Genomic DNA, 26,217 nt, shown 5'->3' on the forward strand with positions numbered 1-26,217 from the left:
CCGGCAAGCCGACGATGTCAGCCAACTCATCGACCGCATCGAGGCGGGCACCTTCGAGTTCAACTTCGAGGATTAGCGGACATCGGCGGGCATGATCGACCGCGCACCTCGCGGCAGATCCGTGCACTGTTGGAACCCGCGCGCGGCGCGGCGTACCTGGCGGGGTTCGCGTGGGCTGAACCCCACTTGCCGACAGCCGGCCTTGGGCGCTACGGCGACGTTCGCTCGGTCCGTGGCGAGCGAGCATCCCGCGTTCGTCGCGAGCTACGGTTCGCGGATTGGCGCCAGGTACGTGATGTGGGCCGCCCGTTGCCTCAACAGCCGGCGTAGATATGGCGCGATCAGTGCCCGGGTCACCACTGCGCCCAGCGGCCCCAAGGCCACGGCTGGCGGCCGAGTCAAGTTGCATAGGGCGGAGTCTCAATAGGTTGGGCGCGTGACACCTGCAGCTTTCATACAACGGTTGATGGCTTCGTTGTTGCTGCGGTCGTTCGGCTCCGGTAAGGCGCTCAGGCAATCGGCGAGATCGCCACACCACGCCGTGCCGCCACGGTATGGCCGGATGACGCTGATTAGGCTGCGAGACGGCTGTGCTGCTGGCATGCAAGCCGAACCGGAGTGTCTTCCGCGCGGAAGCTGCCGACCGCAACCGGATTCGCGGTTATGGCTGTAATCGTATGGTCGTCGACCGCAACGAGGTAGTAGATCCACACCGTCCCGTCGGACCCCAGGCACCTGGGCCACGGCCCCTATCGCTAGGAGCGCGACGCCTATCCCTAGCGGTACCAACCACATTGGTTGGTGAGACCTCGCCGCCACCACAACTATCGCGAGAATCACAGCTGTGTCGCCGCGAAATTCAACGGCACAAGAGGGAGAAGCAGCGCACCGGCGAGGACTGTAGAGATAGCGACGATTCGCCGGTTAGCGGGGCTCGCTAGCCGAGTTCCCGCCAAATACAGCGCGGAGCCGATGAACGTTGGCAGGAATGGCCACATCTGCGCCAGGAAGAGCCCGACAAGGTGGTCCTGAGACACAGGACTCGCAGCACGGCATCATCGCCGATCATCAAGACACCCAACAGCGGCATGAACAGTGGGATGGCGCCCGCCACGTACGCCGGGTCGAATCGTTCAGCCGGTGGCACCTGAACGGCCGCAGGGGACCGATGACCTCCGACTGGTACGAATAGGCCCGTTACCCTGCGCTCCCAACCGTCCTGCACGCGATCCCCCTCGCCAGCTAGTGTCCTGCGCCGGAAATTCGCCTACAAAATCGGGCGAGTGATTCGAGGATCTCTTCTGCGGTCTTGGTCCAGATGAACGGTCGCGGATGGTTGTTCCAGTCGGTGATCCAGGAGCGGATGTCGGCTTCGAGTGCGTGGACGCTCTTGTGGGTGCCGCGGCGGATCTTCTGGTCGGTGAGGAACCCGAACCAGCGTTCGACCTGGTTGATCCAGGACGAGCCGGTCGGGGTGAAGTGCATGTGGAAGCGTGGGTGTTTGGCGAGCCACGCCCTGACGGCGGGGGTTTTGTGGGTGCCGTAGTTGTCGCAGACGAGGTGCACGTCGAGGTCGGCCGGGACGGTCTTGTCGATGGTGATCAGGAATTTCTTGAACTCGATCGCGCGGTGTTGGCGGTGTAGTTCGCTGATGACGGTGCCGTCGGCGATGTCGAACGCGGCGAACAGGCTGGTGATGCCGTTGCGGTGGTAGTCGTGGGTTCGCCGCTCAGGCATGCCCGGCATCATCGGCAGGACCGGTTGCGAGCGGTTGAGTGCCTGGATCTGGGATTTCTCGTCTACACAGAGCACGACGGCCCGTTCGGGCGGGTGGTGATAGAGCCCGACGACGTCAACGACCTTTTCGATGAACTGTGGGTCGGTGGACAGCTTGAACGTGTCGGCCCGGTGCGGCTTGAGGCCGAAGTCGCGCCAGATCCGGCCGATCGTCGACTTTGACAGCCCAGACTTCGCGGCCATTGAGGTCCGAGACCAGTGCGTGGCGTTACGCGGTGTCTGCTCAAGGGTGGCGACGACCACCTCTTCGACTTTGTCCAAGGCGATTGACGGGGGCCGGCCGGGACGCTGCTCATCGATCAACCCGTCGAGGCGTTCGACCAGGAACCGACGCCGCCATTTACCGCCGATAGGTGCTGGCGGCGGCTCACTCTCGACCGCAGTTGTTGGTCGTCGAGAGTGAGGTGGCGGGTTGGCCGAGCCGGTCAGGGAACGGCGGTTGACGCAGGACGAAGGCCGCAAGCTGCAACAACTTGTTCGTAGGGGTACGCATGACTCAGTCCGGGTGCGCCGGGCTTTGATCATCATGGCGTCGGCGTCCGGGACACCGGTCTCCGCGATCGCCAATCTGATCGCCGGGCACGAGGACACCGTCCGCGACGTGATCCACTCGTTCAACGAGATTGCTCTTCGCGCGCTGGACCCTCAGTGGGCGGGAGGCCGTCCCGCCGGATCAACCACGACGATGACACACTCATCGTCGCGACGGCCAAGGCCCGCCCGAGCACGCTCGGGCGGCCCTTCACCTGCTGGAGCCTGCGCAAACTCGCCGACTACCTGGCCACCGACGCCGATCGGACCGTCATCATCGGCCGGGAACGACTGCGGCAGATCCTGCGCCGCAACGACGTCAGCTGGCAACGGACCCGCACCTGGAAGGAATCAAAGGACCCCGACTTCGACGCCAAACTCGACCGGATCGAGGCGCAGTTCGGGCCACTGCGCATATTCACGATGGCGAACTCGAAACACCCGAACCACACCGTGCTGGCCCGCGAGGAGCAGAAATATTTGCGTTGGCGTAACGCGAACGCCCGCCATCCCGACGTCCTGGCCGCGCAACGCCGCGAACGCGCACGCGTCCGCAGCGAACGCCAACAACGCTGGGGCCGACCCCGCAACAAGGCCGCCTGACGCTCAGACATGCTGGGCGGCACAAGCCGCCCGGCTGCGCTCCAGAGGTAACGGGGCTCTCGTCAGCAGACGACCTCTGGCGAGTGCGGATGGCCGTGCCGGTACCGCACCGCCCGGCTCAGGATGCTGGCGCGGTTGCGGGTTCTTTGCCTGGGGTGGTCGGCGGTTCTGCAACGCCGATGAAGTTGCCGCCCATGGGCCGGATGCCGACCGACCACCCCAGCGCTGTGAGGTCGTCCGTGAGGGTTTGAGCATCGTGGAATACCTTGACGATGCGGTACTGGCTGCCGTCATCGAGCCGGCGCAGCACCGCCGGGGTCGGCTGGTTCGCGAGGACTTCTTCGCTGGCGGCTACCGCGGGGCCGTCGTCGATGAAGACTGCTTTGCCGCCCGGCGCGAGCGCGGTGGCGACAGTGTTCCAGAAGTCGGGCAAGCGCGTCGGCGGGACATGGGAGAGCCAGAAGGCGAAGAACACGGTGTCGTAGCGTCGTGGCGGCTGCCACTCGAACAGGTCGGCCTCAATGAACTGCACGGTATTGAATGCGGTGCACGCCCGAGCCAGGGCTAACACTTCGGCTGCCGCGTCGACAGCTGTCACCGAATGCGCCCGCGCGGCGAGCAGAGAGGTCCACTGGCCCGTCCCGCAGGCCAACTCGAGCACATCCCCGGCGATCGGAAGGTCATCGACGACAGCCAGCAACCTCTGCAGGTGTTCGTGCTCTGCATAGGGCCGGTCGTATTCGGCCGCGCCGACCCGGTAGTAGGCCCTCTGTTCTGCCAGGAGAACGTCGTCATCCATGCAGGTCCCTCTCATCGGTGTTCGGTCAGCGACAAGCGCTCAGCTCGCCAGCTCGCTCGCCACAGACAGTGTCGGCCTTCACCTTTGGGCAAGGTCAACAGTCATGAGCGCCTCGGCCGTCCTCATCGACTGATCACGCACCCGGCTGTTGCCAGCCGGCACAAGCCGTCCGACGTGTCTGAACCCGGCTAACGTTCGTGGACAGCCCACTAGACACAAGCAACTACATCGAACCGGCATCACCACCGGATCGAAAGACCCGAGCGGGTGAAGTGGGTGTCCGCTCATCGCCATGTGCGGACGTCGCCGCGCGCCTCGCCACGAGCGGGCTGCGGATATCGGACCTCGCTCTGCGCCGTCCCACGCTCGACGACGTGTTCCTCACCCTCACCGGGCAGCCCACCCGCATCGGACACGATTACGGCCGGGAGCGTCCAATGACCGCGACCATCGCGCCGGGCAGTGTCGTGCGAATGAGCGGGCCGGGCTGGCTGCTGGCGAACGTTGCCACGGTGACCGGCCGCAACCTGCACCGCTTGCTGCGGGTACCGACGCTGATCGCGTTCGCCACCGTGCAGCCGGTGCTGTTCGTCCTGTTGTTCACCTACGCCTGGGGCGGCGCCATCCACCCGCCCGGCGTCACCCGCTACATCGACTACGCGCTGCCCGGCATCTGGGTCCTCGCCATCGCGTTCGGCGCCTCCCAGACCGGGGTCGCCCTCGCCGATGACCTGGCCACCGGCATGATCGACCGGTTCCGGGCACTGCCGATGGCCCGCTCCGCCGTCCTGGCCGGCCGCGTCGCCGCGGACGCCGCCCGCAATCTGTTCGTCCTCGCCCTGATGACCGGCGTCGGCTACGCGACGGGTTCCGCTTCCACGCCGGGCCAGCCGCCGCGCTGGCCGCGATCGGGCTCGCCCTGGCGGTCGGGGTGGCGTTCTCGTGGATCTTCGCGCTGCTCGGGATACTCGTCCGCGACCCCGAGTCGGCCGGTATCGGCGGACTTCTGGCGGTCATCCCGCTGATCTTCACCAGCTCCACGTTCGTCCCGGTGGCCACCTTCCCTGGCTGGCTGCAAGCCTTCGCCAACGTCAACCCGATCACCGTGACCGTCGACGCGCTGCGGGCGCTGTGCCTGGGCGGCCCGACCACCACCCACGTGTGGCAAGCCCTGATCTGGATCGCTGCGCTGCTCGCCGCGGCCATACCCGCAGCTGTCGTCCGCTACCACCGCACCACCGCCACATAAACACCCAGCCGCCGCGGCAGCCAACCACACGAGGCAGATCACGACGGACCGCATGAGAGATGGCTCGTGGTCGGCGCCGAACCCACCGGGTTGACCCCCGCCGCTTCACTGGCCTCCTTCGGTGTCCGGCCACGCCTCGTCGACCGCGGGCCCCGACCAGGTTCACGAGTCCCGGGCCGTGGCTATCCAGCCGCGCACCCTGGAGGCCCTCGAGGGTCGTCGTCGAGAGAGCGTCAAACTGGTCAACTTGGACAACCGCGCCCAGTCCAGCTCGACGATCTCGCGAATGGGGTGAGAGCCGACATGCCCAGCCGGCTGGCCCGACGATCGCTCCCCCTCGGCCCGTTGATCGGTCCGCGTATCCGCCTCGGCCTGCGGAGGCTTCCGCTTGGCGTCATGCTCCGGCCGAACGACGGTTCTGATCATCGGTTGTCTATGCGACCGTCGAGGTTCGTCCGGTGCGGGGGCGTGGGGGCCGGACGCCGCAGCGGTTAGGAGAGGGCACATCGTGGTGTCTCCGAAACTCAGACGGGCGCTGGCTGCGACGGCGGCTGCGACTCTGGTGGGGTCGCTGACGCTGGTCAACCCGGCGCAGGCTGATCCCAACAACAACTCGGCGAAGAAGCTCACCAAGGCGGTGACGCTGCAGGGGGTGCTCCGCCACCTCGACGCGTTCCAGGCAATCGCCGACGCCAACGGCGGCAACCGCGGGTCCGGCCTGCCGGGATACGACGCGAGCGCCGATTACGTGGCCGGGCTGCTGGAGGACGCGGGCTACCGCGTGACCCGGCAGCCGTTCGACTTCAACTTCTTCGAGGAGTTCGGGTCGAGTTTCGCCCGGATCTCCCCGCCTCCGGCGACCGCGTACGTGGCCGGCACCGACTACGACCTGATGGACTTCTCAGGAGCTGGGGACGTCACGGGTCTCGTCGTACCGGTCGACCTCGCCCTCACCCCGCCGCGGGCCTCCACGTCGGGCTGTGAGACGACGGACTTCTCGGCGGCCGTGGCCGGAAAGATCGCGCTCCTGCAGCGCGGGGGCTGTCCGTTCGGGCAGAAAGTATCCAATGCCGAGGCCGCCGGGGCGATGGGCGCGATTTTGATGAACCAGGGTGACGGCGACTCGGTCACCAACGTGGACCGGTACGCGTTGTTCGCCGGCACGCTCGGCGCGCCGGTGGGCATCCCGGCGGTGTCGGTCTCGTACTTCCTCGGCGCGCAGTTCGCCGCCACGCCTGGCCTGACCGTAAGGATCACCGCCAACACGACCTCCGAGGTTCGTTCGACCGAGAACGTCATCGCGGAGAGCACCACGGGTCGCGGCGACAACGTGGTGATGGCTGGGGCGCACCTGGACTCCGAACCCGACACGGCGGGCATCAACGACAACGGCAGCGGCAGCGCTGCCCTCCTCGAGGTCGCGCTGCAGATGGCGAAGGTCAAGCCCAACAACCGGCTCCGGTTCGCGTGGTGGGGCGCCGAGGAGGCCAACCTGGTGGGGTCGACCTTCTACGTCAACAGCCTCGAAGACGAGCAGGTCGAGGACATCGGCCTTTACCTCAACTTCGACATGGTCGGCTCGCCCAACTACGTGTTCGGCGTCTACGACGGCGACGACTCCGCGCAGTCCGGCTCCGGCCCCGGCCCGGCCGGCTCCGCTCAGGTCGAGGACGTCTTCGAGGGGTTCTTCGCCAGCCGCGGGCTGCCCACCAACGCAGCCGACTTCACCGGCCGGTCCGACTATGGCCCGTTCATCGCCGTCGGCATCCCGGCGGGTGGTCTGTTCACCGGCGCCGAGGTGCTCAAGACCGCGGAGGACGTGGCCAAGTACGGCGGGGTGCAGGGCGCGCAATACGACCCGTGCTACCACGAGCCGTGTGACAGCCTGGACCCGGTCGCGGACGGCGGTAACGCCGCCCTCTACGCGCAACTGGAGGCGGAGTACGACCTCTACGGCAACGTCAATACGTACGCGCTCGACGTGAACGCCGACGCCATCGCCACCGCGTTGATCACGTTCGCGTACGACACCTCCGTCGTGAACGGGGTGCCGCGATCGCCCGGTAAGTCCCACGGCGCGGGCAGCAGCGAGGACGCCCACGGCAACGCTCTTCAGTGAAGCACCGGCGAGCCCGGGCCAGTCTGCAGTGTCGCTGACCCGGGCTCGCCTCTATCCCGACGGAGCCACGCTGCCCTTCGGCGCCGCGTCCGGGTTTGGACCTAAGGGCGTCCGCTTGCTGCCGCAGGCGTCAGCAGCAGATTCTGGATGGTCTTGACCCGCTTCCGGGAGGCGGCGAAGGGGCCACTCAGGCGTCGCACGGCTACCCACCGACTCGCTCGCACTCCGGCCCGCGCTGCCTGCACCGGAACGGCAACGTCAACATTGCCGGTGGCCGGTCGGCTTGCGAACCTACAGCCCAGTGGGGAATGCGTCGCTTGACGGCGGGTTGGCCTGTTGGGCCGGAGTGCCGTACACGAGCGCGATCTCGTCATGCGCCTGCAAGATCATGCCTGCGGGATCGCAGTGGTATGGCTTGCCGTTGACGTAGGCCTGGAGCACCTTGCCGTCGCTGACCTTGAGCCCGCCGGTGTGCTCGGCGGACAGCGAGTCCTGCCACTCGGTGAAGAACTGGCCCGGGCTGAAGTCGGCCTTCACCGGCGACTCGACATGGAGTGCCCTGGTGCTGTCGTGTGTGTGCAACGGACTCAGCTGTTGGGCAGTCTCTTCTATGCCGATGCCTGCACGCACGATGGCCGGCTCTCCGTTGACGATGACGTCGAGGTGGGCGTGGATGTGCTCGGTTGTGCCTTCCGTTCCGAGCATGGGCAGCTCGGCGGCGGCCCCGGTCAGGCGAGGATCGCGTCCACGACCTCAATGGCTCGCCACTCGTGCTGGGCGTACAGCCACCCGAACGCCGACACCTGCACGGCTTGGGCCGCGTCGGTCAACGGGAGGTCCTGCCAGCCGGGGATCTCCTGCAGGGCGGTAAGGAACTGCCGGGTGGCGAACTCGGGCTTCATCAGGTCCGGCACGCTGCCCCAGCCACTGCTGGGCCGCTGCTGGAAAAGTCCGACGGAGTCGTGGTCCCAGCCGATGGCTTGGTGGGGGTAGTTCTGCGACTCGGGCAGCACGCCACTGGCGTAGTTGTAGAGGTTGCTCTCCTGCATCGCGGTGGCCACCGCGATCACCAGCGCCCGGCGGGGCACGCCCATCTCCTGCCCGGCACGGACGATCCGCTTGGCATTGTCCATCTGGGCCTGGTCCAGCCCGGCCACCGGGGCAATCCGCTTCGGCTTCGGCTTCGGCTTCGACGTCGCCTCGGGTTTGGGTTTGGGCTTGGTCGTGGGTGACGGGGAACTTTCCGGGGCAAGGGTTTCGGTGACCGGGGCGGCGGATTGGCGGGCAAGGCTGCGGGAGGCGGCCTCGGCTTCCGCACGCTGGGCGATCTCGGCGCGCTGATCGGGGGTCGGTGACTCTCCGGCGGGGCCGGCGTCGATCAGGGTGACGCCCACCAGCCCCAGGCAGCACAGGGATCCGGTCGCCACCGCCACCCGGGCCCGGCCCGTTCGGGCGGCGTGGAGATTGTCCAGGCCGCAGAGGCGGGACAGCAGAGATCCGACAGAGAGTCGGGGCTGTGACGTGCGGGTTGTCCAAGCGATGGAGGGGGTATCGTCCGAACGGTCAGCCGGGCCGCAAAGGCTGTTCGGCTCGTCGGGGTTGCCGTCGTTACGCATCCGACGAGGCTAGGCAAGAGGAGCGTTGATCACCCTGGGTGATCAGGTGGTGGTGCTCACATTTTCACGCCTGCAACCGGAGCCTCAGGTCTGGTCAGCCGGCTCCAGGGAGAACACTCGCCATCCGGTCGAAACACCCATTTCCGGGCAGGCCAGCCGCATAAGGCAGAAACAGCGCGAGGAGTTGATCTCCCTCGGATGATCCATTAACTTACCCTTTCGGGTGACATTAAGCTCCTACCTCCGCCAAGGAGGTAGCACCAGATCAGTGCACCCCCGCATTTGATCACGGGCTCGTGAGCCGGCTGTCATGGCCGGTTCGCTCCACGATGCCCGGCTTCACCGTCCTTCGAGTCCCCTTGAAGTTGGCCAGCCCAACCTCAACTCCTATGCTGGTTAGGTGTTCGTGATCGGAGGTGTGCGTGCGAGGGTTCGGCGAGCTTGAGACGGCGATCATGGACAGGTTGTGGACCCGGGGTGAGCCGGCGACGGTCCGGGAGGTTCATTCAGATCTGCTGCCTGATCGGGATATTGCCTACAACACCGTGTTGACGGTCGTGGACAACCTGTACAAGAAGGGGTGGCTGCGCCGCGAACGCGAAGGCCGGGCCCACCGGTACGAGCCGACCCGACCGCGTGAGGAGTACGGGGCGCGGCTGCTGCGCGACGCCTTGGACGAGGCCGGTGACCCGGCGGACGCCCTGGTGCGGTTCGTCGGGCGGATGAGCACCGACGAGGCCGCAGCGCTGCGCCAGGCCCTGCAGGCGCACGAGCGGAGCGACGCCAAGTGACCGGAATTCATTTGCTGCTGTTCGCCACTGCCGTCTCGACGCTGGCGCCGCGAGGCCTTGCCAGGGCGGGCTGGGTGTACCGGTCGCCGGGGCTCGGCATCGCCGCCTGGTATGCGGCGCTTGGCGCGGTGCTCACGGCGGCGACCGGGGCGGTGCTTGCCGTGGTGGCGCCGTGGCAGGTCACCGACGCGCCGGTGTGTGTGGCGTGGCGGTGGTGTGTGCAGGCTGCTCGCGGCGAGTTCGGCCCGCTAGGCCGGGGTGCGGCAATTGTGGTGCTATTAGCGGGGTTGGGATTGACCGCCCGGCTGCTGTTGACTGGGGTGCGGCTGGCTCGAGTCGCGTCGGCGCGACGTCGCGCCCATGTGCGGATTCTCGCGATGGCTGGACGGACGGCGCCAGAGTTGGGCGCCACTGTTGTGGAGAACGCGCAGCCGGCCGCCTATGTGGTGGCCGGGCACGGCCGCCGGGTGGTGGTGACCACTGGTGCCCTGCAACAGCTTGCCGGGGACGAGGTGGCTGCGGTGCTGGCGCACGAGCGGGCTCACGCGGCGGGCCGTCACGATCTGCTGCTGGACGGGGTGCGGCTGCTACACCAGGCGTTCCCACGTATGGCGCTGTTCGCGGTGGCGCGTATTCAATTGGGCCGGCTGGTGGAGATGCGTGCCGACGATGTGGCTACCGCCCGACACGCCCCGATCAGCCTCGCGCGGGCACTGGTAACGATGGCTACCGCCAACGCCATCGACCACGGACCCCGGACGCCGGCCCTGTCTGGGGTGGTGGCGGCGACTGGCGGTGACGCGGCAGAGCGGCTGCACCGGCTGTTGACTCCACCCGCACCACTCGGCCACGCACAGCGGGCGGTGCTGGTGGCGGGAATCAGCGTGTTGGCGTTGACCCCGGCGGTGGCGCTGCTCGCGGTCCAGGTGTTCCCGGTGCTGGGAATGTGTCCGGCGTTGCCCTCCTGACCCGACCAGGATGCCCCGTCGGGACCTTCCATGCGGCGGCCGCTGATGGCGCTGGTCGTTGTGGTGGCGGCATTGCTGGAAGCGTCTACGCCACCCACTGGGAGTAGTCAGGGGCGCAGCCGATGCCAGCTGGCGCGGCGGTGGCCCTCTCCCTGGCACACGTGCCACCGCCTCAAGGCCGCCTATGACGGCTTGGCGCCGTTGCGGTCCAGCTCGGCCATGAACGCCGTGATCTCGTTCTGCTGACTGCTTCTCATGGTTCGGCCAGCGAACGAACCTCGGGGCGGTCGCTGCGGCGCAGGACCTCCTCGCTACCTAACCCCACATCGCTCAGGCGTGGCTCCGCCACGCAACCGGGCCAACTGTTCGCGGCTCGTGTCCTGCGGCTTCTCGTTCCGTCTGCGGCACGGACACACCGGAGGCGTCTCGGCGGTGGCGAGCGTCAGGTCGGTCATGCCGTCGCGCCCGTACCGGTCGACGCCGGCTGGCCAGGCTGGCCGGCGCGCAGGGTCGCGACTTCAGCCCGCAGGGCAGCGATCTCCTCCTGGCTACCGGGCTGCGGCGCAGCGCTGGTGTGGTTGCCCCGCATCATCAACCACATCATCGCGCCCATCAGGACCGGGCAGACGAGAATGGGCAGCAGGTAGACGAGCTTCTCCATGGCGGGTCACTTCCTGTCGTGAGTGAGGTTGCGACGGTCGAGGGCGCGGCGCAGCGCCCGTTCGGAAAGCCGGCCGAAGGTGAACGGCGCTCCGTCGAGAAAAATGCCGGGAGCGAACAGCACCCCGGCCTGGGTGGCGAGCAGGCTGCCCTGTTCGCTGCCGAGGGCGATCTCCTCCACCACCACCTCGGCAAGCAGGGAGGTGGCTAACACCGGCCTGACCAGCAGATCTCCCACGGCGCATACCCCCAACAGCTGATCACCTAAACTCCTTAGGAGATTAGGAGGTAATGTGGCGAGCGTCCACCGAAGGAGATGCCTGTTGGTCCGCCGACCTCACGCGACCGCGCTGCCTGTCGCCGCTCCGCGCCACCGTCGGCCCCGGCCAGACCGGCATCTAACCAACCAAAGGGATCACCTGTGAATCTGGGTGCTGTACTGATCACCGGCCTGTTCGCCGGTGGCGTCTCCTGCGCCGCCGTACAGGGCGGTCTGCTCACCGGCCTGGTCACCCGTCAACGCAACGCCGCTCCGGCGGCTCAGCCCGGGGCGCGGGCCAAGGCCACGGTGGGCGCCGCCCAGGGGCCCGCGTCAGCAAAGTCGTCCGGGAAGGCGCCCGGCAGGGCCGTACCCCCGGCTCGCAAATCGCAGCAGCAGTGGCGTGCCCGCACCATCGAGCCGCCGAAGCCGCTGGGCGTACGCGCCGTGGCTGGGCTACGCACGCTGTGGGCCCAGGCGGGTGACGACTTCGCCCCGGTCGGGGCGTTCCTGGGCGGCAAGCTCGTCTCCCATACCCTGCTGGGTGCGCTGCTCGGCGCGGTCGGCGGCGCGGCACAACTGTCCCCGACGACGCGGGTGTGGACCCAGCTGGCAGCCGGGGCGCTGATCATCGCGTTCGGGCTGGCCCAACTCGGCGTCCCCGGGTTCAAGAAATTCACCCTCGAGCCCCCGGCGGCCTGGACGCGGTTCGTGCGCGGCCGGGCCCGGTCCCAGGCCGCGTTCGCCCCCGCCCTGCTCGGCTTCTTCACCATTCTCGTCCCGTGCGGGGTCACCCTGTCCGTGGAAGCCCTCGCGTTGACCTCCGGCTCCGCGCTGTCCGGCGCTGCCACCATGGCCGTGTTCGTCATCGGCACCAGCCCACTCTTCGCGATCATCGGCTACGCCGCCCGCAGGGCAGCCGCCGCCTGGCAGGGCCGCCTCGCGGTCCTGACCGGCCTGGTCGTGCTCGGTATGGGCCTGTACACGCTCAACGGTGGCCTGACCCTCGCCGACTCGTCCCTGGCCGCCCGCAACCTGCCCCAGACCCTCGGCGTCCAGGCCCCACCGCCGGTCACCGACCCGGCCGTGGTGCACCCGGTCGCCGACGGCCGGCAGGAAGTCATCGTGACCGTCCGCGACACCTCCTACAGCCCGAAGAACATTGCCGTCCGTGCCGGCGTGCCCACCAGCCTCGTCATGCGCTCCGACGGCGTCGTCGGGTGCACCAGCTATTTCGTGATCCCTTCGCTGGACATGCAGTTGGCCCTGCCGCAAAGCGGTGACACCCGCATCGACCTCGGCGTTCTGCAATCCGGCACGCTGCACTACACCTGCGCCATGGGCATGTACAGCGGCCAACTCACCATCACCCCCTGACAGGAAGTACAGGAGCTTCACCATGGGACAGACAGTCACCCGTACGTTCAGCGTCGAGGGCATGCATTGCGCCAGCTGCGGCATGCTCATCGACGACGCCCTCGAAGACCTCGACGGCGTCACCTCCTCGGCGACAAGCCTGCGCGCCGGCCAGGCGAAGGTGGACCTGGACCCGGACCGGTGCACTCCCGACGACGTGATCGCCGCCATCGTCGAGGCCGGCTACACCGCCCGGCTGGCCCCACAATGAGCAGCCTCGTGGGCGCGGCGGGGACGCCGTCGGCGCCGGACCGCCCGCGCGGCTGGATACGGTTCGCGCCGCTGTGGGCGCTGTCCGTGCCGGCCGCCTGGTTCGGCTACGTCCTCGCGTTCAACCCCACCGACCGTGTGGGTGACCCGTCCGGACGCTGCCTGTGGCACATGGCCTTCGGCATCGACGGACCGACCTGCGGCATCACCCGGATGACCTGGTACCTGCTACACGGCGACCTGGTCGACGCCGCCCGCATGCATCTGGCTGCCCTCGCCCTGGTCCCGGTCGGCGCCTACGTATGGCTGTGGTGGATCGCCGGCTGGGTGTTCGGCAAGCAGCTATCCACGCCACGCATCAGCCGGCGCACCGAGATCGGCATCGCCATCGCGTTCGTCGTCTACTCGGTGGTGCTGCGCAACCTGCCCTGGGCGCCGTTCACCTGGTTCTACGTGCCGGACCTGACGGCCTGACCGCCCCCGGCACGCCAGGCAAGAACAGCACCAAGAAAGACGAGATCGGCGAGCCGTGGATACAGACGTCGCACGAGACAACCCGACAAGCGGCCACCGATGGGGTGGCGGCAGTCCCACTCACCGCCGCCTGATCCGAAATTAAGGAGACAGAGCATGACGTCGCAGACCACTGGGCCTGCACTGCCGGCCGCCACCGGCCTGATCGAGCTGCAGATCGGCGGCATGACCTGCGCCTCCTGCGCGGCCCGGATCGAGAAGAAACTCAACAAGCTCGGCGGCGTCACCGCCACCGTCAACTACGCCACCGAGAAAGCCCGAGTCCAGTTCCCACCACAGCTGAGCCCGGCCGACCTCATCGCCACCGTCGAGCAGACCGGCTACACCGCGCACGTCCCGCGACCACCCTCGCCCACCCCGGCTACGGGCCCCGACTCGGAGGAAGACAACCTTCGGCGGCTGCGCCAGCGGCTGTGGATCAGCGTCGCCCTCGCCGTCCCCGTGGTGGTGTTGGCCATGGTGCCAGCCTGGCAGTTCACCAACTGGCAGTGGCTCTCGGCGATCCTGGCCGCACCGGTCGTCGCCTACGGCGGCTGGCCGTTCCACAAGGCCGCCTGGACGAACCTGCGCCACGGCGCGGCCACCATGGACACCCTCATCTCCGTCGGCACCCTGGCGGCGTTCGCCTGGTCGATGTACGCGCTGTTCCTCGGTGACGCCGGCCAGCCTGGGATGACGCACCCTTTCACCTTCACCATCGAACGCGGCTCCGGCGCCGACAACATCTACCTGGAGGTGGCCGCCGCGGTCACCGCGGCCATCCTCGCCGGCCGTTTCTTCGAGGCCCGCGCCAAACGCCGCGCCGGCGCCGCACTGCGGGCCCTGCTGGAACTGGGTGCCAGGGACGTCGCCGTGCTGCGCAACGGACGGGAAGAGCGCATCCCCACCGACCAACTCGCGGTCGGGGACCGGTTCGTGGTCCGACCCGGCGAAAAGATCGCCACCGACGGGGTCGTCGACGAGGGCGCGTCGGCGGTCGACCAGAGCATGCTCACCGGCGAGTCCGTACCCGTCGAGGTCGGCCCCGGTGATGTGGCGGTGGGCGCCACCGTCAACGCCGGCGGCCGGCTGGTCGTCCGGGCCACCCGCATCGGCGCCGATACCCAGCTCTCCCAGATGGCCAAGCTGGTCGAGGACGCGCAGAACGGCAAGGCGCAGGTGCAACGCCTCGCCGACCGGGTCTCCGCCGTCTTCGTCCCCGTCGTCATCGTCCTGGCCATTGGCACCCTCGGCTTCTGGCTCGGCACCGGAGAACCGGCCGGCGCGGCGTTCACCGCCGCGGTCGCCGTCCTCATCATCGCCTGCCCCTGCGCCCTCGGCCTGGCCACCCCGACCGCGCTGCTGGTCGGCACCGGCCGCGGCGCCCAGCTCGGCATCCTCATCAAGGGCCCCGAGGTGCTGGAATCCACCCGCCGGATCGACACCATCGTTCTGGACAAGACCGGCACCGTCACCACCGGCCGGATGGCCCTCACCGGCCTCGTCACCGACGACGGTGTCGAGGAGGCCGAGGCGCTGCGTGTCGCGGGCGCGCTCGAGCACGCCTCCGAGCACCCCATCGCCAAGGCCATCGCGGCGGCGGCAATCGACCGGGTCGGCCAGCTGCCGGCCGTCGCCGACTTCACCAACCTGGAAGGGCTCGGCGTATCCGGGATCGTCGAGCAGCGGGCCGTCCTGGTGGGCCGGCCGCGGCTGCTCACCGACCACGGCCACGAGCTGCCGGCTACCCTCGCGCAGGCCATCGATGCAGCCCAAGCCGCCGGTAAGACTGCCGTGGTGGCCGGCTGGGACGGCGCCGTACGCGCGGTGCTGATCGTCGCGGACGAGGTGAAACCGACCAGCCGTGAGGCGATCGCGCAACTGCGGGCGCTTGGCCTGACCCCGGTGCTGCTCACCGGCGACAACGAGACCGTGGCCCGGACCGTGGCCGCCGACGTCGGCATCACCGCGCCTGCGCCGGGCGGCGACGGTGCTGGGCAGGTGATCGCCGAGGTGCTGCCGGCCGACAAGGTCGAGGTGATCAAGCGGTTGCAGGGCGACGGCAGGGTGGTGGCGATGGTCGGCGACGGCGTCAACGACGCCGCCGCCCTCGCTCAAGCCGACCTCGGACTCGCCATGGGCACCGGCACCGACGCGGCGATTGAAGCCTCCGACCTGACGCTCGTCCGCGGTGACCTGCGAGTTGCCGCCGACGCGATCCGGCTGTCCCGCCGCACCCTGGGCACCATCAAGGGCAACCTGTTCTGGGCGTTCGCCTACAACGTCGCGGCCCTGCCGCTAGCCGCCGCCGGCCTGCTCAACCCCATGATCGCCGGTGCCGTCATGGCCTTCAGCTCAGTCTTCGTCGTCTCCAACAGCCTGCGGCTACGTACCTTCCAGCCACATGCTTCCAAGGCGTATCGGCGGCAATAGGCGCGGCATGGGCGGGCTGCCGTACGGATCAGACCCGGGCGAGGCGCGCGGGCTGCTCAGCGACATTCAATTCCTCACGATCTGCCGCACCGGCTCGTGGTGCCGCCGGGTCGCGTGCACGTACACGTTCATCGTCGTGGTCACGCTGGCGTGCCCGGCCACCGTCCGCAGCGCCGCCAGGTCGACGCCCTCGGTGGCCAGCAGCGTCAGCAGCGAGTGCCGCAGCCCGTGCATCGTCATCCGGCGCGGCAGGCCCTTCTCCCGGGCCAAGTCGCGGATCTTCACCCACCGGTCCGTGTAGAAGTCCTCGTACCGCCAGTGGTTGCCGCGGGGCGCCACGAACACGAACTCGCGCGGCTTCGCGGCCCGCTCGGCGACCATGCGTATCACCCCGCCGCCAGCAGCGGCACCTCCCGGTAGCCCTGCTTCGTCTTCGGCTTGGGCTCGACCACCCACCGCCGGTTGACCTTCCGCAGGACCTGCCCGATGGACACCGTGCCCCGCGCGGCGTTGACCGCCCGGGGCGGCAGCGCCGACACTCTCATCTGGCGCGCCGAGCGTCGATCGGCGGAGAGCCTGAGTGCCGCTCAGGTCACCTTCGCCCGCAGTGACGCCATCGACGGTCGAATCACCGTGACCGTCGAATGCACTGACGGCACCACCCGCGAGTTCAGCGCGAGCGGCATGGCCGGCCCCCGTACGGCCCAATTGTTCGCACGGAGGCTCGCTGCGTCGGCCTCGACCGACAAGACCCCCGCCCCGATCCCCTAGAGCCGACCTTCATGGAGTGGGCGTCCTCGCATGACGAGAGGCAAGGGGTCCGGCTCGCCGCCGACAATCCGGCCCCCGTGTAGGACAGGACCGGATCAGTTGCCGGTGACGGACGGGGCCGGGGCCGGCGATCCACCGGCCACGGCGCCCGGGTGCGGCACCTGCGCCGGGGCCGGCTGGAGCCCGGCGGGTACGGGCAGAGCGCTGCCCTTGACGAACTCGTCCCAGCTGACGTTCCAGGCCGTCCAGCCGTTGCCCGGCTGCAACTGCACCTCGGTGCCCTTAAAGGTGACCAGGTCCCCGACCTGGGTGACGCCCATCAGCCAGTCGGCAGCGGCGGCGGAGACGTTGGTGCAGCCATGCGAGACGTTGGTTTTCCCCTGGTCCCCCTCGGACCACGGCGCCCCGTGGATGAACTCCCCGCCATTGGTCAGCCGCTGGGCGTCCTCAACGTCGACCACGTAGCCCCCGTTCGGCTCACCCCGAGTGTCAAACGTCGCGTACTGGTGCTTCTCCATGATCACCATCTTGCCGCTGGACGTCGGCGTGCTCGCCTTGCCGAGGCTGACGGGGATCTTGCGAATCAGCTTGCCGTCCCGCATGACCGACATCTGCTTGGTGGCGTTGTCGACTTCCAGGGACACCTGCCGGCCGATCTTGGAGGTGGCGTTTCGGTCCGCGTCACCGACCCGGTCTTTACCGATCGGCAAGCCCTCCAGGCCGGTCCGGACGCTGATCGTGGTGCCCGGTCGCCAGAAATCGGGGGCCCGGTAATAGACCTGGCTACCATCGTCCACCCAGGACCAAGTCCCCGGCTGAGGGGGATTCGTCTTCACGAACAGGCGGCGCTGCACATCCGCTCTGGCCTCTTTCGCGATGGGCGGTTCGAACGCGACGGTTACCGGCATCGCCGTGCCGTAGGTCCGATTGCCAGCGAAATAGAGCGTGCTGGTGATCACCGGCTTGGTGGACTTCGGCATCGTCGTGAAGGTCGTCTTCCGGGTGGTGATCTCCCCGGAGTCGCCGGTCGCGGTGACCTCGGCGGTGTACGTACGCCGGGGCTGCAACGGCCTGCTCGGAACCCAGGCCGACCCGTCCTGCCGAGGCTCCGCCTTGACCTGCGTCCCCTTATCGTCGCTGATCCGTACAGCGCTGATCCGCCCACCCTTCACGGCCGTTCCCACCTCGGCGCTGATGGGCACTTCCCGCGTGCCGTCGGAAGGTGTGACGGTCAACTCCGGCGGCGCTGCCCGCCCCTGGGCCGACCCGGCACCCGACTTACGGTCGGTGGTGCACCCGCCGAGGACCAATGGTGCGGCTGCGATGGTTACCGCAAACAGCGTCAGTCGCTGCCTCAACTCCATGATGCGTCCCCCAGTTATGGCTTCCCTTCGACACATTCTCTCTATGAAGCGGCGATAGTAGACCAATTTCGAAAAATTCAGATGCCCGGCAATGGGCAGCATTTCCCCGACGTCGCCCTATGGGTGAAGAACCAACCGGCTGTCCTGCTGCGCCTGCCTTGCTCTTGTAGGGCGACGGTGCCCGCGTTTTTCCAGCCGATCAGCCCGTCGCGCTCGAGCCCCGGGCCGGTTCGTCCTACCTGGAGCTGTGCCTTCCTCCTGGCGACGACCCCCAAGTGGCGCCCTGAGCGCTAGCACGGCATCAATTGCGCTGACGGCCACGATCACCCGCAATAGGATGCACCGATCGGCGGGTAGGCAAGAGGGCGTAACCACTGCGAACGCCTGTAACGGGATTTACCAGCAGGGATGACCCTGCCAGCAGGATTGGCGAATGATCGGACATGAGTCAGGCCAAATACTGTTTCTCCGGCTGCGACTGCAGCAGTTCTCACCGCCGTCGGGATCGCTTTCGCCAACTCGACCGTGCCCACCTTGATGACGATTACCGTCCATTTACGTGACTACCCGGCGCGTGACGGCGATGACATTGAGTGCCGCTCTGGTGGTGCCCACCGTGTCGGTCATGCCACCAATCCCGGCGGCAGCCGCGGCGACCCTCCCATACCCGGCCGTTGAGCCGCCGATGCCGCCGCCAGCCGCACCGTCTCCACCACCTGTTGACGCCGCCGAGTGGAAAGTTGGAGGGGATGGGCTGGCCACAACCGGCTTGGCCATCCCCCAGCTGTACCGACGCCGCCGGGCGTGACCGCCACCTCCTGGCTCGTGGCGGACCTCAACAGTGGTGAGGTCCTCGGCGGCTGTGGCCCGCACGAGCGCCGAACGCCAGCCAGCGTTCAGAAGCTGCTCCTAATGGGTGTCTCGTAACTGGGTGAAGGCGTTGCCCTGGGCCGGACCGGTGGTCAGCCGGTGAGGATGATGTTGTGGAGGTTGGCGATGCCGGAAGCGGCGTCGGTCAATGTGTGGGCGGCGCGGCGGTAGTCGCGCAGGATCTTGAAGCACTTCATCCTGGCCAGAGCATGTTCGACCCCTGCCCGGACCGTGCGGTGTTCGACGTTGAGGGCCTCTGTCCAGGCTGGTAGATCGCTGCCGTCGGTGGGTTTGCGGTACGGGATGATCACCTCGGGGTTGCCGCGGTAGCCGCCGTCGGCCATCACCGGGCGCCCGTGCAGCTTCTCCTGGATGCTCGAGGTGCGGTAGACGATCGTGTCGTTGCGGTTGCCGGGCTGTGGGTCGCCGACGGCGATGACCAGGCGGGTGCTGGCGTCGATGGCGACCTGCAGGTTCGTCGAGTACCGGTCCTTGCTCCGGGCGGCCAGGCGGTGATCGCGGGTGGGGATCAGAGTCCCGTCGACGATCGCGATCTGCTCGACCGGCCGCTTACGCACCGGCGCCAGGGCCAGCAGCGGCGCGAGGGTGTCGATGACCCTGTGCGCCGCGGAGTGCGACACCCCGAACAGCGGCCCGATCTGCCGCATCGTAAGGTTCGTACGCCAGTAGGCGGCCACCAGCAACACCCGATCCGGCAGGTCCAGGGCCCACTGCCGGCCCGGCCGCCCGTCGGCGATGCCGTCACCACCACGCTCGGCGACCAGCCGGACCAGCTTTCGGAACTGGGCGGGCTGCAACCCGGTGAACGGAAAGATCCACTCCGGGCGAGCTGCCGTGATCACCTGCACCCAGGCATCCTGACGCACATTCCTCAACAGACAGACGCCAGGGTTGCGAGACATCCCTTAGCCAGCAGGCCCGCTCGGGACCGCAAATCAGGTCACTCAGCCGGGCGGGTCCATGGCGGCCCGAACCGAGAACCAGCCGCGCTGCTCCCAATCTGCTCCCAATGTAAGCCGCGCAGACCGCGAAGCCCGTTACCGGCTACTCCGGTAACGGGCTTTCGACCTGCACAAACGTACGGTGGGCGATACTGGGATCGAACCAGTGACCTCTTCGGTGTGAACGGCGAGCGGGTCGGATCGGGCTTGATGCGAGGTCATCCGGCCTGCGTCCGCTCGTGGCGGTCGGGTTCGGCTGGCACGGTTGCTGTACTTCGCTGCTGTACTGCTGGCATCAGACGAGACGCTGGATGCGCACCTTGGGTTGCTCGTTCCTGAGGTGGCTCTGCTTGTGCTGGCGGACCTGCTCGTTCCAGACCTCTTGGTCATAGTCCGGGTCGGGCGGGATCCACTTGTGGGAGCCGTCGCCGTAGTGGAACTTCTCGTCGCCGGGCCGCAGGATGCTCACCGCATCCAGCCGAGGAACCGTCGATGCAGCGTGCCGGCGGGCGCCCAGGTCAAGTCGGCGGTGGCGCGAACGAGTTGTGCCCCCATGTAGAGAGACAGGGACACCGGAGCGTCCTCGAACTCCGCGCGCAGTACGCGGCGACGGGTGGGGCATGGCCACGGCGCGCCACATCCGCCGCAACTCCAGATAGGCAGCACCGGCCCGTGGACGGTCATTCGCCGTGCTCCCCGAAACGCGCCGCCGAGTCATGGTTAAGCGGCCCACCGTTCGCTGTCGGGTGGTGCTGTCTGCCTCGTGCATGATCCAACAGCCGCCGCCGGGCTGCCTCCTGCTCCCCTGCCTGGATGCGCTGCCCGATGCCGAGGACAGTTGGCGGCCACGGGAAGCACCGGCTCACGATCCGCCGCAGGAGTTCAACAGCCAACGTCATGTGTCCGGCCCTGCGTGTCGAGGGCGCGGAGGGGACACCTGCTGATGTGCACTGTTCCGCGCCCGAGTGCAGTGAGGACCAGCGTCACGCCGCGCACATCATCGATCCAGAAGGTGACTGTCCGCTAACCGACTGTGCTGTCCGCTGGTGGTCGACGTCCAGGGGTGTACTCGGTGCACAGTTCGCGCAACGTCGCCGCCTCTGGCACCCCCGCCTGCTCCACCTTCGTCAGCAACTCCTCAGCCCGCCACCAGTTCGACGGCACCACGCGCCCGGACGCCACAGCCTGCGCCCCGAGAACGACCGCCTCGTCCGGCTGCCCGGCGCCGACTAGGGCAAGACCGAGGTCGAGACGGGCCGACGCGGACCGGCGGGGCCGCGCTCCCCCATCGCCGTCCGAGTCCAGGTCGGCCAGCACCGCCCGCGCTACCTGCTCGGCGCCGGGGTCACCCGCCCAGGACAGGGTTGTGGCCGTGTATGCCGCGGCCTTGGCCGGGTCGTAGCGATAGTGGTGCTCGGCTCGCTCAGGAACGGGCAGATTCGCCGTCAGCCGTTCCACCCGGTCCAACGCTCGCCGAGTCGCACCGATGTCCCCCATCCGCGCCCACGCACGAGCCTCCTGAGCAGTCGCCTGAATGCGGGCAGAACTGCCTCTCGGGGCGACCCGCTGAGCCTGGTGGGAAAGGTCGAGTGCCGTCCGATAGTCGCCCTGAGTCAACATGTCCCAGGCCCGGGTTTCCAGACACCAGGCCTGGATCTCGGTATGCTCAGCGTGTTCGGCAAGATCACGAGCGGCCCGCAAGTGGGCAGCCGCCGCATGCCGCTGCCGGAGGTCGATGTGAACGGTGGCCCGCAGCACCGCTAACCAGCCGCCAGCAACCAACAACCGTCGTCGTTGAGCAAGCGTGACCCGTCCATCCAGCAACCGCCCGACATAGGCAAGCTGCCGCCGCACCAACGGCAAAAGGTCAGCCGGGACCATCGTTGGATAGGCACTGGCAAGGTCATCAACACCCTGCTCAATCCGGTCGAGCACGTCCCTACTGACATCGCTGGCGGCAACTCTCGCCAGCAGCTCCCCGGCTTCGGCTGCATGGTCAATCGGCGCATCGACCAAGCGAGCAAGCATGCCCCCCGCGTCGAGAATCCGGTCCAGGTGGCGCGCCGTGTCGACCGTTGGAGCCTTGAGCCCCGTCTCCACGCCGCTCCCGGAACTTACGCAAAGCGACGCCGAAGCGAGGGTCGACGGATGAGGCCAAAGCGCCGCTCCAAGCTGAAGGGTTCAAGCAGACTCACCGGGCCGCGACCCAGCGAGCCACCGCTGTCGACGGTACCCCCGGTACGCCGCGCATCGATGACCTCTCGCTTGTAAGTTCTGGGCGCTCCGTCCGGCGGGGTCCGCCCTCGTCCGCGACCTCGGAAGACTGGCCGGGACCGGTGGCCAACGTTCGCCCCAGTCCGGGTCAGTTGCTGTCAGCGTTGCTGTCGACAGCTCCGCACAGTCTCATCTGACCGTCACCAGCACATGTCTCGACTGACCTCTGCCTTCGCTGCCTCGATCTCGTCGTGCGAAGCCCCCGTTGCGTTCGTCTCCTCCAGACGGGTCAGGAGGTCCATCAACGCCTGCTTCTGAGCCGGATGGCTGATCGGCACAGCGTTCAGGTCGACGTCCTGGAGCCAGTCGAACAGAACGAGCGCATCGGCCCGCCAGAGTTCTAGTGCGACCTTCGGAAGATCCTCGTTCATACCAGCAGTATCCGGCGTACAGGTCGACTCGTCCGTCGCCCGCCAGGTCAGCTGCGGTCATATGGTGGCTGACCTGGTGTTTCTCTGGGCGCCGCTGGTCACCGTTGGTCGTCGTTCGACGGCCCCATGACGGCCCAGACGGCCCAGAGACGGCCCAGGTCGACCCTTCGCTTGTAAGGCGGTTCCGCCAAGCGTCACAGCGTCCGCTGACGTCCATGGGCCCCGGCTCCGGGGCGGCACCCGTCCACACTCGTCCGACCTCGGCCGCCACCGTTGATGTCAACCGCTGATGTCAGGTCGCCGTCGGCCCGGTCCATGCATTCGGATGTTGACCCCCGTCGGGGGGGAGCCTGGTCGCGGTAGTCAGTCACTGTCAACAGGTGTCGTCCCGTGCGCTCGCGCCCGGCGATGTTGTTGCTCCTTCCGTCCGTCATCATCGAGTCGTGGACTGTTTGCTGACTTACCGCTGACTCGATGGCCGGTCGGCCCGGCCAATGCTGGCGGGTCGGGCGGTGGTCTACTCGGCTTGCCCGGGTCGATGGCAGGTGGGATGGCCTACCGCAACCGCCCACGGACCCGGCGGCTGCCGACGGTCTTCGGCCATCCTGGAGCCGGAGCGCCCCCGCCGGAGGCGCCCTAACCGCAACCCCGGACCAGCCGCCAGCTCGCCGACGTGGCCGGCGTGGGCTCCCCTGCGCCGCGCGGGGTCCTGGCCGCGCGGCCCGGCCGGCTGCCGGCGCACCACATCACCCTTCAACGGCCCTGTCGTTCTGCGGCGGCCCCATGGGCTTCCCGCTGTCCGCGCCAGCCGCCGGGCATCCGGCGTGACGGCCGCAGAGCGCAAGCGGCAGCGGCCGGCGCGCGCCCAAGCGGCGGCGCCGTGCGGCCCGTTCAGGGCCGCCTTGAAGACGTACAGAAAGTCCTCCCACACCGGCCGGCAGCTGGCTGTCCTGCGCCGGTTGATGGTTGACACGGCGGCCTCGGTTGACGGTTGACACCTGGTCGGCCCGGCCCTCTTTTCGTCTGTAGCCAGGCGGGAGGAGCACCGGGTGGGACTCGCGGAGTTGAGCGTCATGGAACAGCGGTTTCACGCTGTGATGGAGTGCCTAGGTGGCACACCGAAGACGGAGGTCGCCGCCCGGTATGGGGTGTCGCGGCAGACGATTCACAACTGGCTGGCCCGGTATGCCGCCAGGGCGTCAAAGGCTTGGAGGACAGATCGCATCGTCCGCATGTCTGCCCGCACCGGGTTGACGCCTCGGCGGAGGCGTTGGTGTGTGAGCTGCGGCGGGATCATCCGCGGTGGGGTCCGCGTCGGCTGCGGTTCGAGGCCGGGCGTCGTGGTGTGACTCCTGCGCCTGCTCGGGCGACGGTGTATCGGATCCTGCGACGGAACAACCTGGTCCCGGCGGTGCCGCGGAAGCGCCGGCGGGAGGACTATCGGCGGTGGGAACGCCCGGAGCCGATGGAGCTGTGGCAGATGGACATCGTCGGTGGTGTCCTCCTCGCCGACGGCACCGAGGCGAAGGTCGTCACCGGCCTGGATGACCACTCCCGCTACTGCGTGATCGCCACCGTTGTTCGCCGGGCCACCGGCCGCGCCGTGTGCGCCGCGTTCGCCGCCGCCCTGGCCCGCTTCGGCGTGCCGGGTGAGGTGTTGACCGACAACGGCAAGCAGTTCACCGGCCGGTTCACCAAGCCCCGCCCGGGTGAGGTGTTGTTCGAGCGGATCTGCCGGGAGAACGGCATCGTCGCCCGCAACACCAAACCCCGCACCCCGACCACCACCGGCAAGGTCGAGCGGTTCCACCAGAGCCTGCAGGGTGAATGCCTGGACGGGCGGGTGTTCGCCACCGTCGAGCAGGCCCAGGCCGCGGTGGACGCGTTCGTCGCCGAATACAACTACGACCGGCCGCACCAGGGCATCGACGACACCTTCCCCGCCGACCGCTTCCATCGCCCCGCTCCGACCCGGGATCGGTCAGCATCGGAGGATCTGCCGCTGCGTTTGCCGGCCGAGCTGCTGCCCGCCGCACCGCCAGCCCCGAGGAAGCCACCCGCCATCGAGGTCGACCCCGGATCGGTCACCGTGTCCACCGGCCGTTCTCAGCCAGTGCGGCTCGTTCGGGTCGTGCCACCATCGGGGAACCTGACCGTCGCCCAGCAGCAGGTGTGGCTCGGCCCCGCCCTCGCCGGCACCCCGGTCACGATCTGGGTCGACACCGACCGGCTGCACGTCCTGACCGCCGACGGCGCCCGCATCAAGTCCAGCCCATCCCGGCTGTCCCAACGCGACCTCGCCCGTCTACTGGCCGACGGCGGCGCACCCGCCGGACCGCCGCCACTGCCGCAGCCCGAGCCGCAGACCACCGCCGTCGAAGTCGACCGGGTCGTCAACGCCTGCGGCGGCATCAGCATCGCCGGTCGGCAGATCAGCGTCGGCATGCCCCTTGCCGGCCAACGCGTCCGCATCCGCCTCGACGGCGTCCTCCTGCACGTCATCGACGACGCCGGGCAGCTGCGCCGCACCCTGCGCTGCCCCTTGTCGCCCACCGCGCTCGGCGGTATCCGCGACGGCCGCCCAGCGTCCGCACTCCCGCCACCCGCGACCATCCCGGCCGTGGAACGGGTCGTGTCCATCAACGGCAGCATCCAGGTGGCTGGACAACGCATCCAGGTCGGCAAGTTCCACGCCCGCAAGTTGGTGTCCGTCGCCCTCGACGAGCACACCATCACCGTCTACGACGCCGACACCCCCATCACAGCCGTCCCCCGCCACAGCACCACCGACCTGAACCGCACCAAGGCCCACCACCAGATCACGCCAGCCATACCGAACGCGGACGCGTGACAGGGGTCGGTGGCTGCACGACCGGAGCGTTGATAATCGGCGCGTGCCTGAACACTGGACCGTCACGCGAATCGCGAGCCAGTTGCACCGGATGGTCCTAGCGCCATTGGGGTTTGAGCGCCAAGGCAACAGGTGCGCGCGATCGGACAGCGGGCTGGTCCGTCGCATCGTGTTCTATGGGTCGGCGGCGACGACACCCCGCGTCCAGATACAGGCGCGCATCGGGATAGCCGGGCTTCCCGAACCGATGGTGGAGCACCGGTGCGACGAGTTGTGGGGTGCACCGCGTCCACTAACCGGTCCCAGCCACTACCCAAGGCCCCGAAGTGGCGACGACCTGCCTGCGAACCTGGTCGCGGACGTGGCAGGCCCCGCCGTGGAGTTCTTGTTACGAGCCGAGGGACTGGGAGAACTCGCCTTGTGGGCCCAGGAGATCTTTCTAGGCGACACCCATCCGGGCTGGTGGGGGCGATTCCAGCCGGTACTTCCTCAGGGCACCGGCCCACTACAGGCAGCGGCCTTCGCCGCGGCCATGATGGGCGATCCGGAGCTCACCGAGTTCCTCGCCCTCAGAGTCGCGAATGAAGAACCAGACGAGCACCGCCTCGCCGACTTCCGAACCGAACTCCGCCACGTCACCACGCATACCATCAACAAGAGGTACTAGTACGGCAGCCGCCGTTTGGGATCATGGCTGGAGTTCGAGGTTGAGGCGCCGGGTGTAGTGGGCTTGTCGGGCTCGGGCTTGATGGCGGCGGCGCCAGTCTGACCAGCGCAGGCGGTGGGTGAG

Annotated in this window: 23 protein-coding genes and 4 pseudogenes; 13 read left to right on the forward strand and 14 right to left on the reverse strand. The window is 68.3% G+C overall.

Annotated elements, in window-relative coordinates; genetic code table 11:
* Nucleotides 1-1,242: 1,242 nt before the first annotated feature.
* Nucleotides 1,243-2,142: pseudogene (locus tag KBX63_RS33465) on the reverse strand (IS630 family transposase); the annotation flags it as partial.
* Nucleotides 2,143-2,209: 67 nt separating this feature from the next.
* Here KBX63_RS33465 and KBX63_RS33470 point away from each other — a divergent pair.
* Nucleotides 2,210-2,931 (forward strand): annotated as a pseudogene (locus tag KBX63_RS33470) (helix-turn-helix domain-containing protein).
* Nucleotides 2,932-3,049: 118 nt separating this feature from the next.
* On the opposite strand, the gene KBX63_RS33475 reads toward KBX63_RS33470, so the two are convergent.
* Nucleotides 3,050-3,730 (reverse strand): trans-aconitate 2-methyltransferase, encoded by a 681-nt coding sequence (locus tag KBX63_RS33475; RefSeq protein ID WP_210918320.1) that lies wholly within the window; start codon nt 3,728-3,730, stop codon nt 3,050-3,052.
* Between the two features lie 437 nt (nt 3,731-4,167).
* Here KBX63_RS33475 and KBX63_RS36165 point away from each other — a divergent pair, with 437 nt between their 5' ends.
* From KBX63_RS36165 to KBX63_RS33490, 3 genes are all read left to right on the forward strand, one after another.
* Entirely contained in the window at nt 4,168-4,755 is a 588-nt protein-coding gene (locus KBX63_RS36165) for an ABC transporter permease (RefSeq protein WP_210918322.1), read from the forward strand.
* Complete coding sequence (locus tag KBX63_RS36170) at nt 4,662-4,979, forward strand: ABC transporter permease (RefSeq protein WP_210918325.1); 318 nt, start codon at nt 4,662-4,664, stop codon at nt 4,977-4,979. Before KBX63_RS36165 ends, KBX63_RS36170 begins: the two co-directional genes overlap by 94 nt.
* A gap of 562 nt (nt 4,980-5,541) precedes the next feature.
* Nucleotides 5,542-7,098 carry a M28 family peptidase gene (locus KBX63_RS33490; protein ID WP_210918327.1) on the forward strand — a complete coding sequence of 519 codons (1,557 nt, stop codon included), beginning with the start codon at nt 5,542-5,544 and terminating at the stop codon, nt 7,096-7,098.
* Nucleotides 7,099-7,389: 291 nt separating this feature from the next.
* Here KBX63_RS33490 and KBX63_RS33495 read toward each other — a convergent pair whose 3' ends face one another.
* Both KBX63_RS33495 and KBX63_RS33500 read right to left on the reverse strand, forming a co-directional pair.
* Nucleotides 7,390-7,803: a hypothetical protein gene (locus KBX63_RS33495; protein WP_210918330.1), complete on the reverse strand. Its 414-nt coding sequence runs from the start codon at nt 7,801-7,803 to the stop codon at nt 7,390-7,392.
* Between the two features lie 23 nt (nt 7,804-7,826).
* Nucleotides 7,827-8,525, reverse strand: a complete 699-nt coding sequence (locus tag KBX63_RS33500) for a peptidase M23 (RefSeq protein ID WP_247663863.1) — start codon at nt 8,523-8,525, stop codon at nt 7,827-7,829.
* Between the two features lie 611 nt (nt 8,526-9,136).
* On the opposite strand from KBX63_RS33500, the gene KBX63_RS33505 reads away from it, so the two are divergent.
* A complete protein-coding gene (locus KBX63_RS33505) occupies nt 9,137-9,505 on the forward strand; it encodes a BlaI/MecI/CopY family transcriptional regulator (RefSeq protein ID WP_307871934.1) in 369 nt (122 codons plus the stop codon).
* 11 nt (nt 9,506-9,516) lie between these two features.
* Nucleotides 9,517-10,473 (forward strand): M56 family metallopeptidase, encoded by a 957-nt coding sequence (locus KBX63_RS33510; RefSeq protein ID WP_210918337.1) that lies wholly within the window; start codon nt 9,517-9,519, stop codon nt 10,471-10,473.
* Between the two features lie 451 nt (nt 10,474-10,924).
* Here KBX63_RS33510 and KBX63_RS33515 read toward each other — a convergent pair whose 3' ends face one another.
* Both KBX63_RS33515 and KBX63_RS33520 read right to left on the reverse strand, forming a co-directional pair.
* On the reverse strand, nt 10,925-11,134 hold the full coding sequence (locus tag KBX63_RS33515) for a hypothetical protein (protein WP_210918339.1): 210 nt from the start codon (nt 11,132-11,134) through the stop codon (nt 10,925-10,927).
* Between the two features lie 6 nt (nt 11,135-11,140).
* Nucleotides 11,141-11,371 carry a hypothetical protein gene (locus KBX63_RS33520; protein WP_210918341.1) on the reverse strand — a complete coding sequence of 77 codons (231 nt, stop codon included), beginning with the start codon at nt 11,369-11,371 and terminating at the stop codon, nt 11,141-11,143.
* 183 nt (nt 11,372-11,554) lie between these two features.
* On the opposite strand from KBX63_RS33520, the gene KBX63_RS33525 reads away from it, so the two are divergent.
* The 4 genes from KBX63_RS33525 (at nt 11,555) to KBX63_RS33540 (ending at nt 15,964) form a co-directional block, all read left to right on the forward strand.
* Nucleotides 11,555-12,769, forward strand: coding sequence for a sulfite exporter TauE/SafE family protein (locus KBX63_RS33525; protein ID WP_210918343.1), 1,215 nt, complete (start codon nt 11,555-11,557; stop codon nt 12,767-12,769).
* 22 nt (nt 12,770-12,791) lie between these two features.
* On the forward strand, nt 12,792-13,019 hold the full coding sequence (locus KBX63_RS33530; protein ID WP_210918344.1) for a heavy-metal-associated domain-containing protein: 228 nt from the start codon (nt 12,792-12,794) through the stop codon (nt 13,017-13,019).
* Nucleotides 13,016-13,492 (forward strand): DUF2752 domain-containing protein, encoded by a 477-nt coding sequence (locus KBX63_RS33535; protein WP_210918345.1) that lies wholly within the window; start codon nt 13,016-13,018, stop codon nt 13,490-13,492. The genes KBX63_RS33530 and KBX63_RS33535 overlap by 4 nt, the downstream gene beginning before the upstream one ends.
* A 156-nt stretch (nt 13,493-13,648) precedes the next feature.
* Entirely contained in the window at nt 13,649-15,964 is a 2,316-nt protein-coding gene (locus KBX63_RS33540; protein WP_210918346.1) for a cation-translocating P-type ATPase, read from the forward strand.
* 66 nt (nt 15,965-16,030) lie between these two features.
* Here KBX63_RS33540 and KBX63_RS33545 read toward each other — a convergent pair whose 3' ends face one another.
* From KBX63_RS33545 to KBX63_RS33550, 3 genes are all read right to left on the reverse strand, one after another.
* Nucleotides 16,031-16,345: a tyrosine-type recombinase/integrase gene (locus KBX63_RS33545; protein WP_247663864.1), complete on the reverse strand. Its 315-nt coding sequence runs from the start codon at nt 16,343-16,345 to the stop codon at nt 16,031-16,033.
* A gap of 5 nt (nt 16,346-16,350) precedes the next feature.
* The gene (locus tag KBX63_RS35785; protein WP_247663865.1) at nt 16,351-16,509 is read right to left on the reverse strand and encodes a hypothetical protein; all 159 of its coding nucleotides are present in this window, start codon (nt 16,507-16,509) and stop codon (nt 16,351-16,353) included.
* Nucleotides 16,510-16,830: 321 nt separating this feature from the next.
* Nucleotides 16,831-18,099: an Ig-like domain-containing protein gene (locus KBX63_RS33550; RefSeq protein WP_210918355.1), complete on the reverse strand. Its 1,269-nt coding sequence runs from the start codon at nt 18,097-18,099 to the stop codon at nt 16,831-16,833.
* 583 nt (nt 18,100-18,682) lie between these two features.
* On the opposite strand from KBX63_RS33550, the pseudogene KBX63_RS35790 reads away from it, so the two are divergent.
* A pseudogene (locus tag KBX63_RS35790) lies at nt 18,683-19,011 on the forward strand (D-alanyl-D-alanine carboxypeptidase); the annotation flags it as partial.
* A 50-nt stretch (nt 19,012-19,061) separates the two neighbouring features.
* Here KBX63_RS35790 and KBX63_RS33555 read toward each other — a convergent pair.
* From KBX63_RS33555 to KBX63_RS33575, 5 genes and pseudogenes are all read right to left on the reverse strand, one after another.
* Entirely contained in the window at nt 19,062-19,838 is a 777-nt protein-coding gene (locus KBX63_RS33555; protein ID WP_210918347.1) for a transposase family protein, read from the reverse strand.
* A 388-nt stretch (nt 19,839-20,226) separates the two neighbouring features.
* The gene (locus KBX63_RS33560; protein ID WP_210918349.1) at nt 20,227-20,400 is read right to left on the reverse strand and encodes a hypothetical protein; all 174 of its coding nucleotides are present in this window, start codon (nt 20,398-20,400) and stop codon (nt 20,227-20,229) included.
* Entirely contained in the window at nt 20,397-20,615 is a 219-nt protein-coding gene (locus KBX63_RS36585; protein ID WP_210918351.1) for a hypothetical protein, read from the reverse strand. The genes KBX63_RS33560 and KBX63_RS36585 overlap by 4 nt, the downstream gene beginning before the upstream one ends.
* Before the next feature lie 339 nt (nt 20,616-20,954).
* Nucleotides 20,955-22,089: pseudogene (locus KBX63_RS33570) on the reverse strand (transcriptional regulator).
* A 256-nt stretch (nt 22,090-22,345) separates the two neighbouring features.
* Nucleotides 22,346-22,576, reverse strand: a complete 231-nt coding sequence (locus KBX63_RS33575) for a hypothetical protein (RefSeq protein ID WP_210918353.1) — start codon at nt 22,574-22,576, stop codon at nt 22,346-22,348.
* 1,207 nt (nt 22,577-23,783) lie between these two features.
* On the opposite strand from KBX63_RS33575, the gene KBX63_RS33580 reads away from it, so the two are divergent.
* Nucleotides 23,784-25,427: an IS481 family transposase gene (locus tag KBX63_RS33580; RefSeq protein WP_247663866.1), complete on the forward strand. Its 1,644-nt coding sequence runs from the start codon at nt 23,784-23,786 to the stop codon at nt 25,425-25,427.
* A 43-nt stretch (nt 25,428-25,470) separates the two neighbouring features.
* Entirely contained in the window at nt 25,471-26,094 is a 624-nt protein-coding gene (locus tag KBX63_RS33585; protein WP_210918354.1) for a hypothetical protein, read from the forward strand.
* The last annotated feature ends 123 nt before the right edge of the window (nt 26,095-26,217 follow it).

The organism is Micromonospora sp. U21, from assembly GCF_018070045.1.
Lineage (GTDB): Bacteria > Actinomycetota > Actinomycetes > Mycobacteriales > Micromonosporaceae > Micromonospora.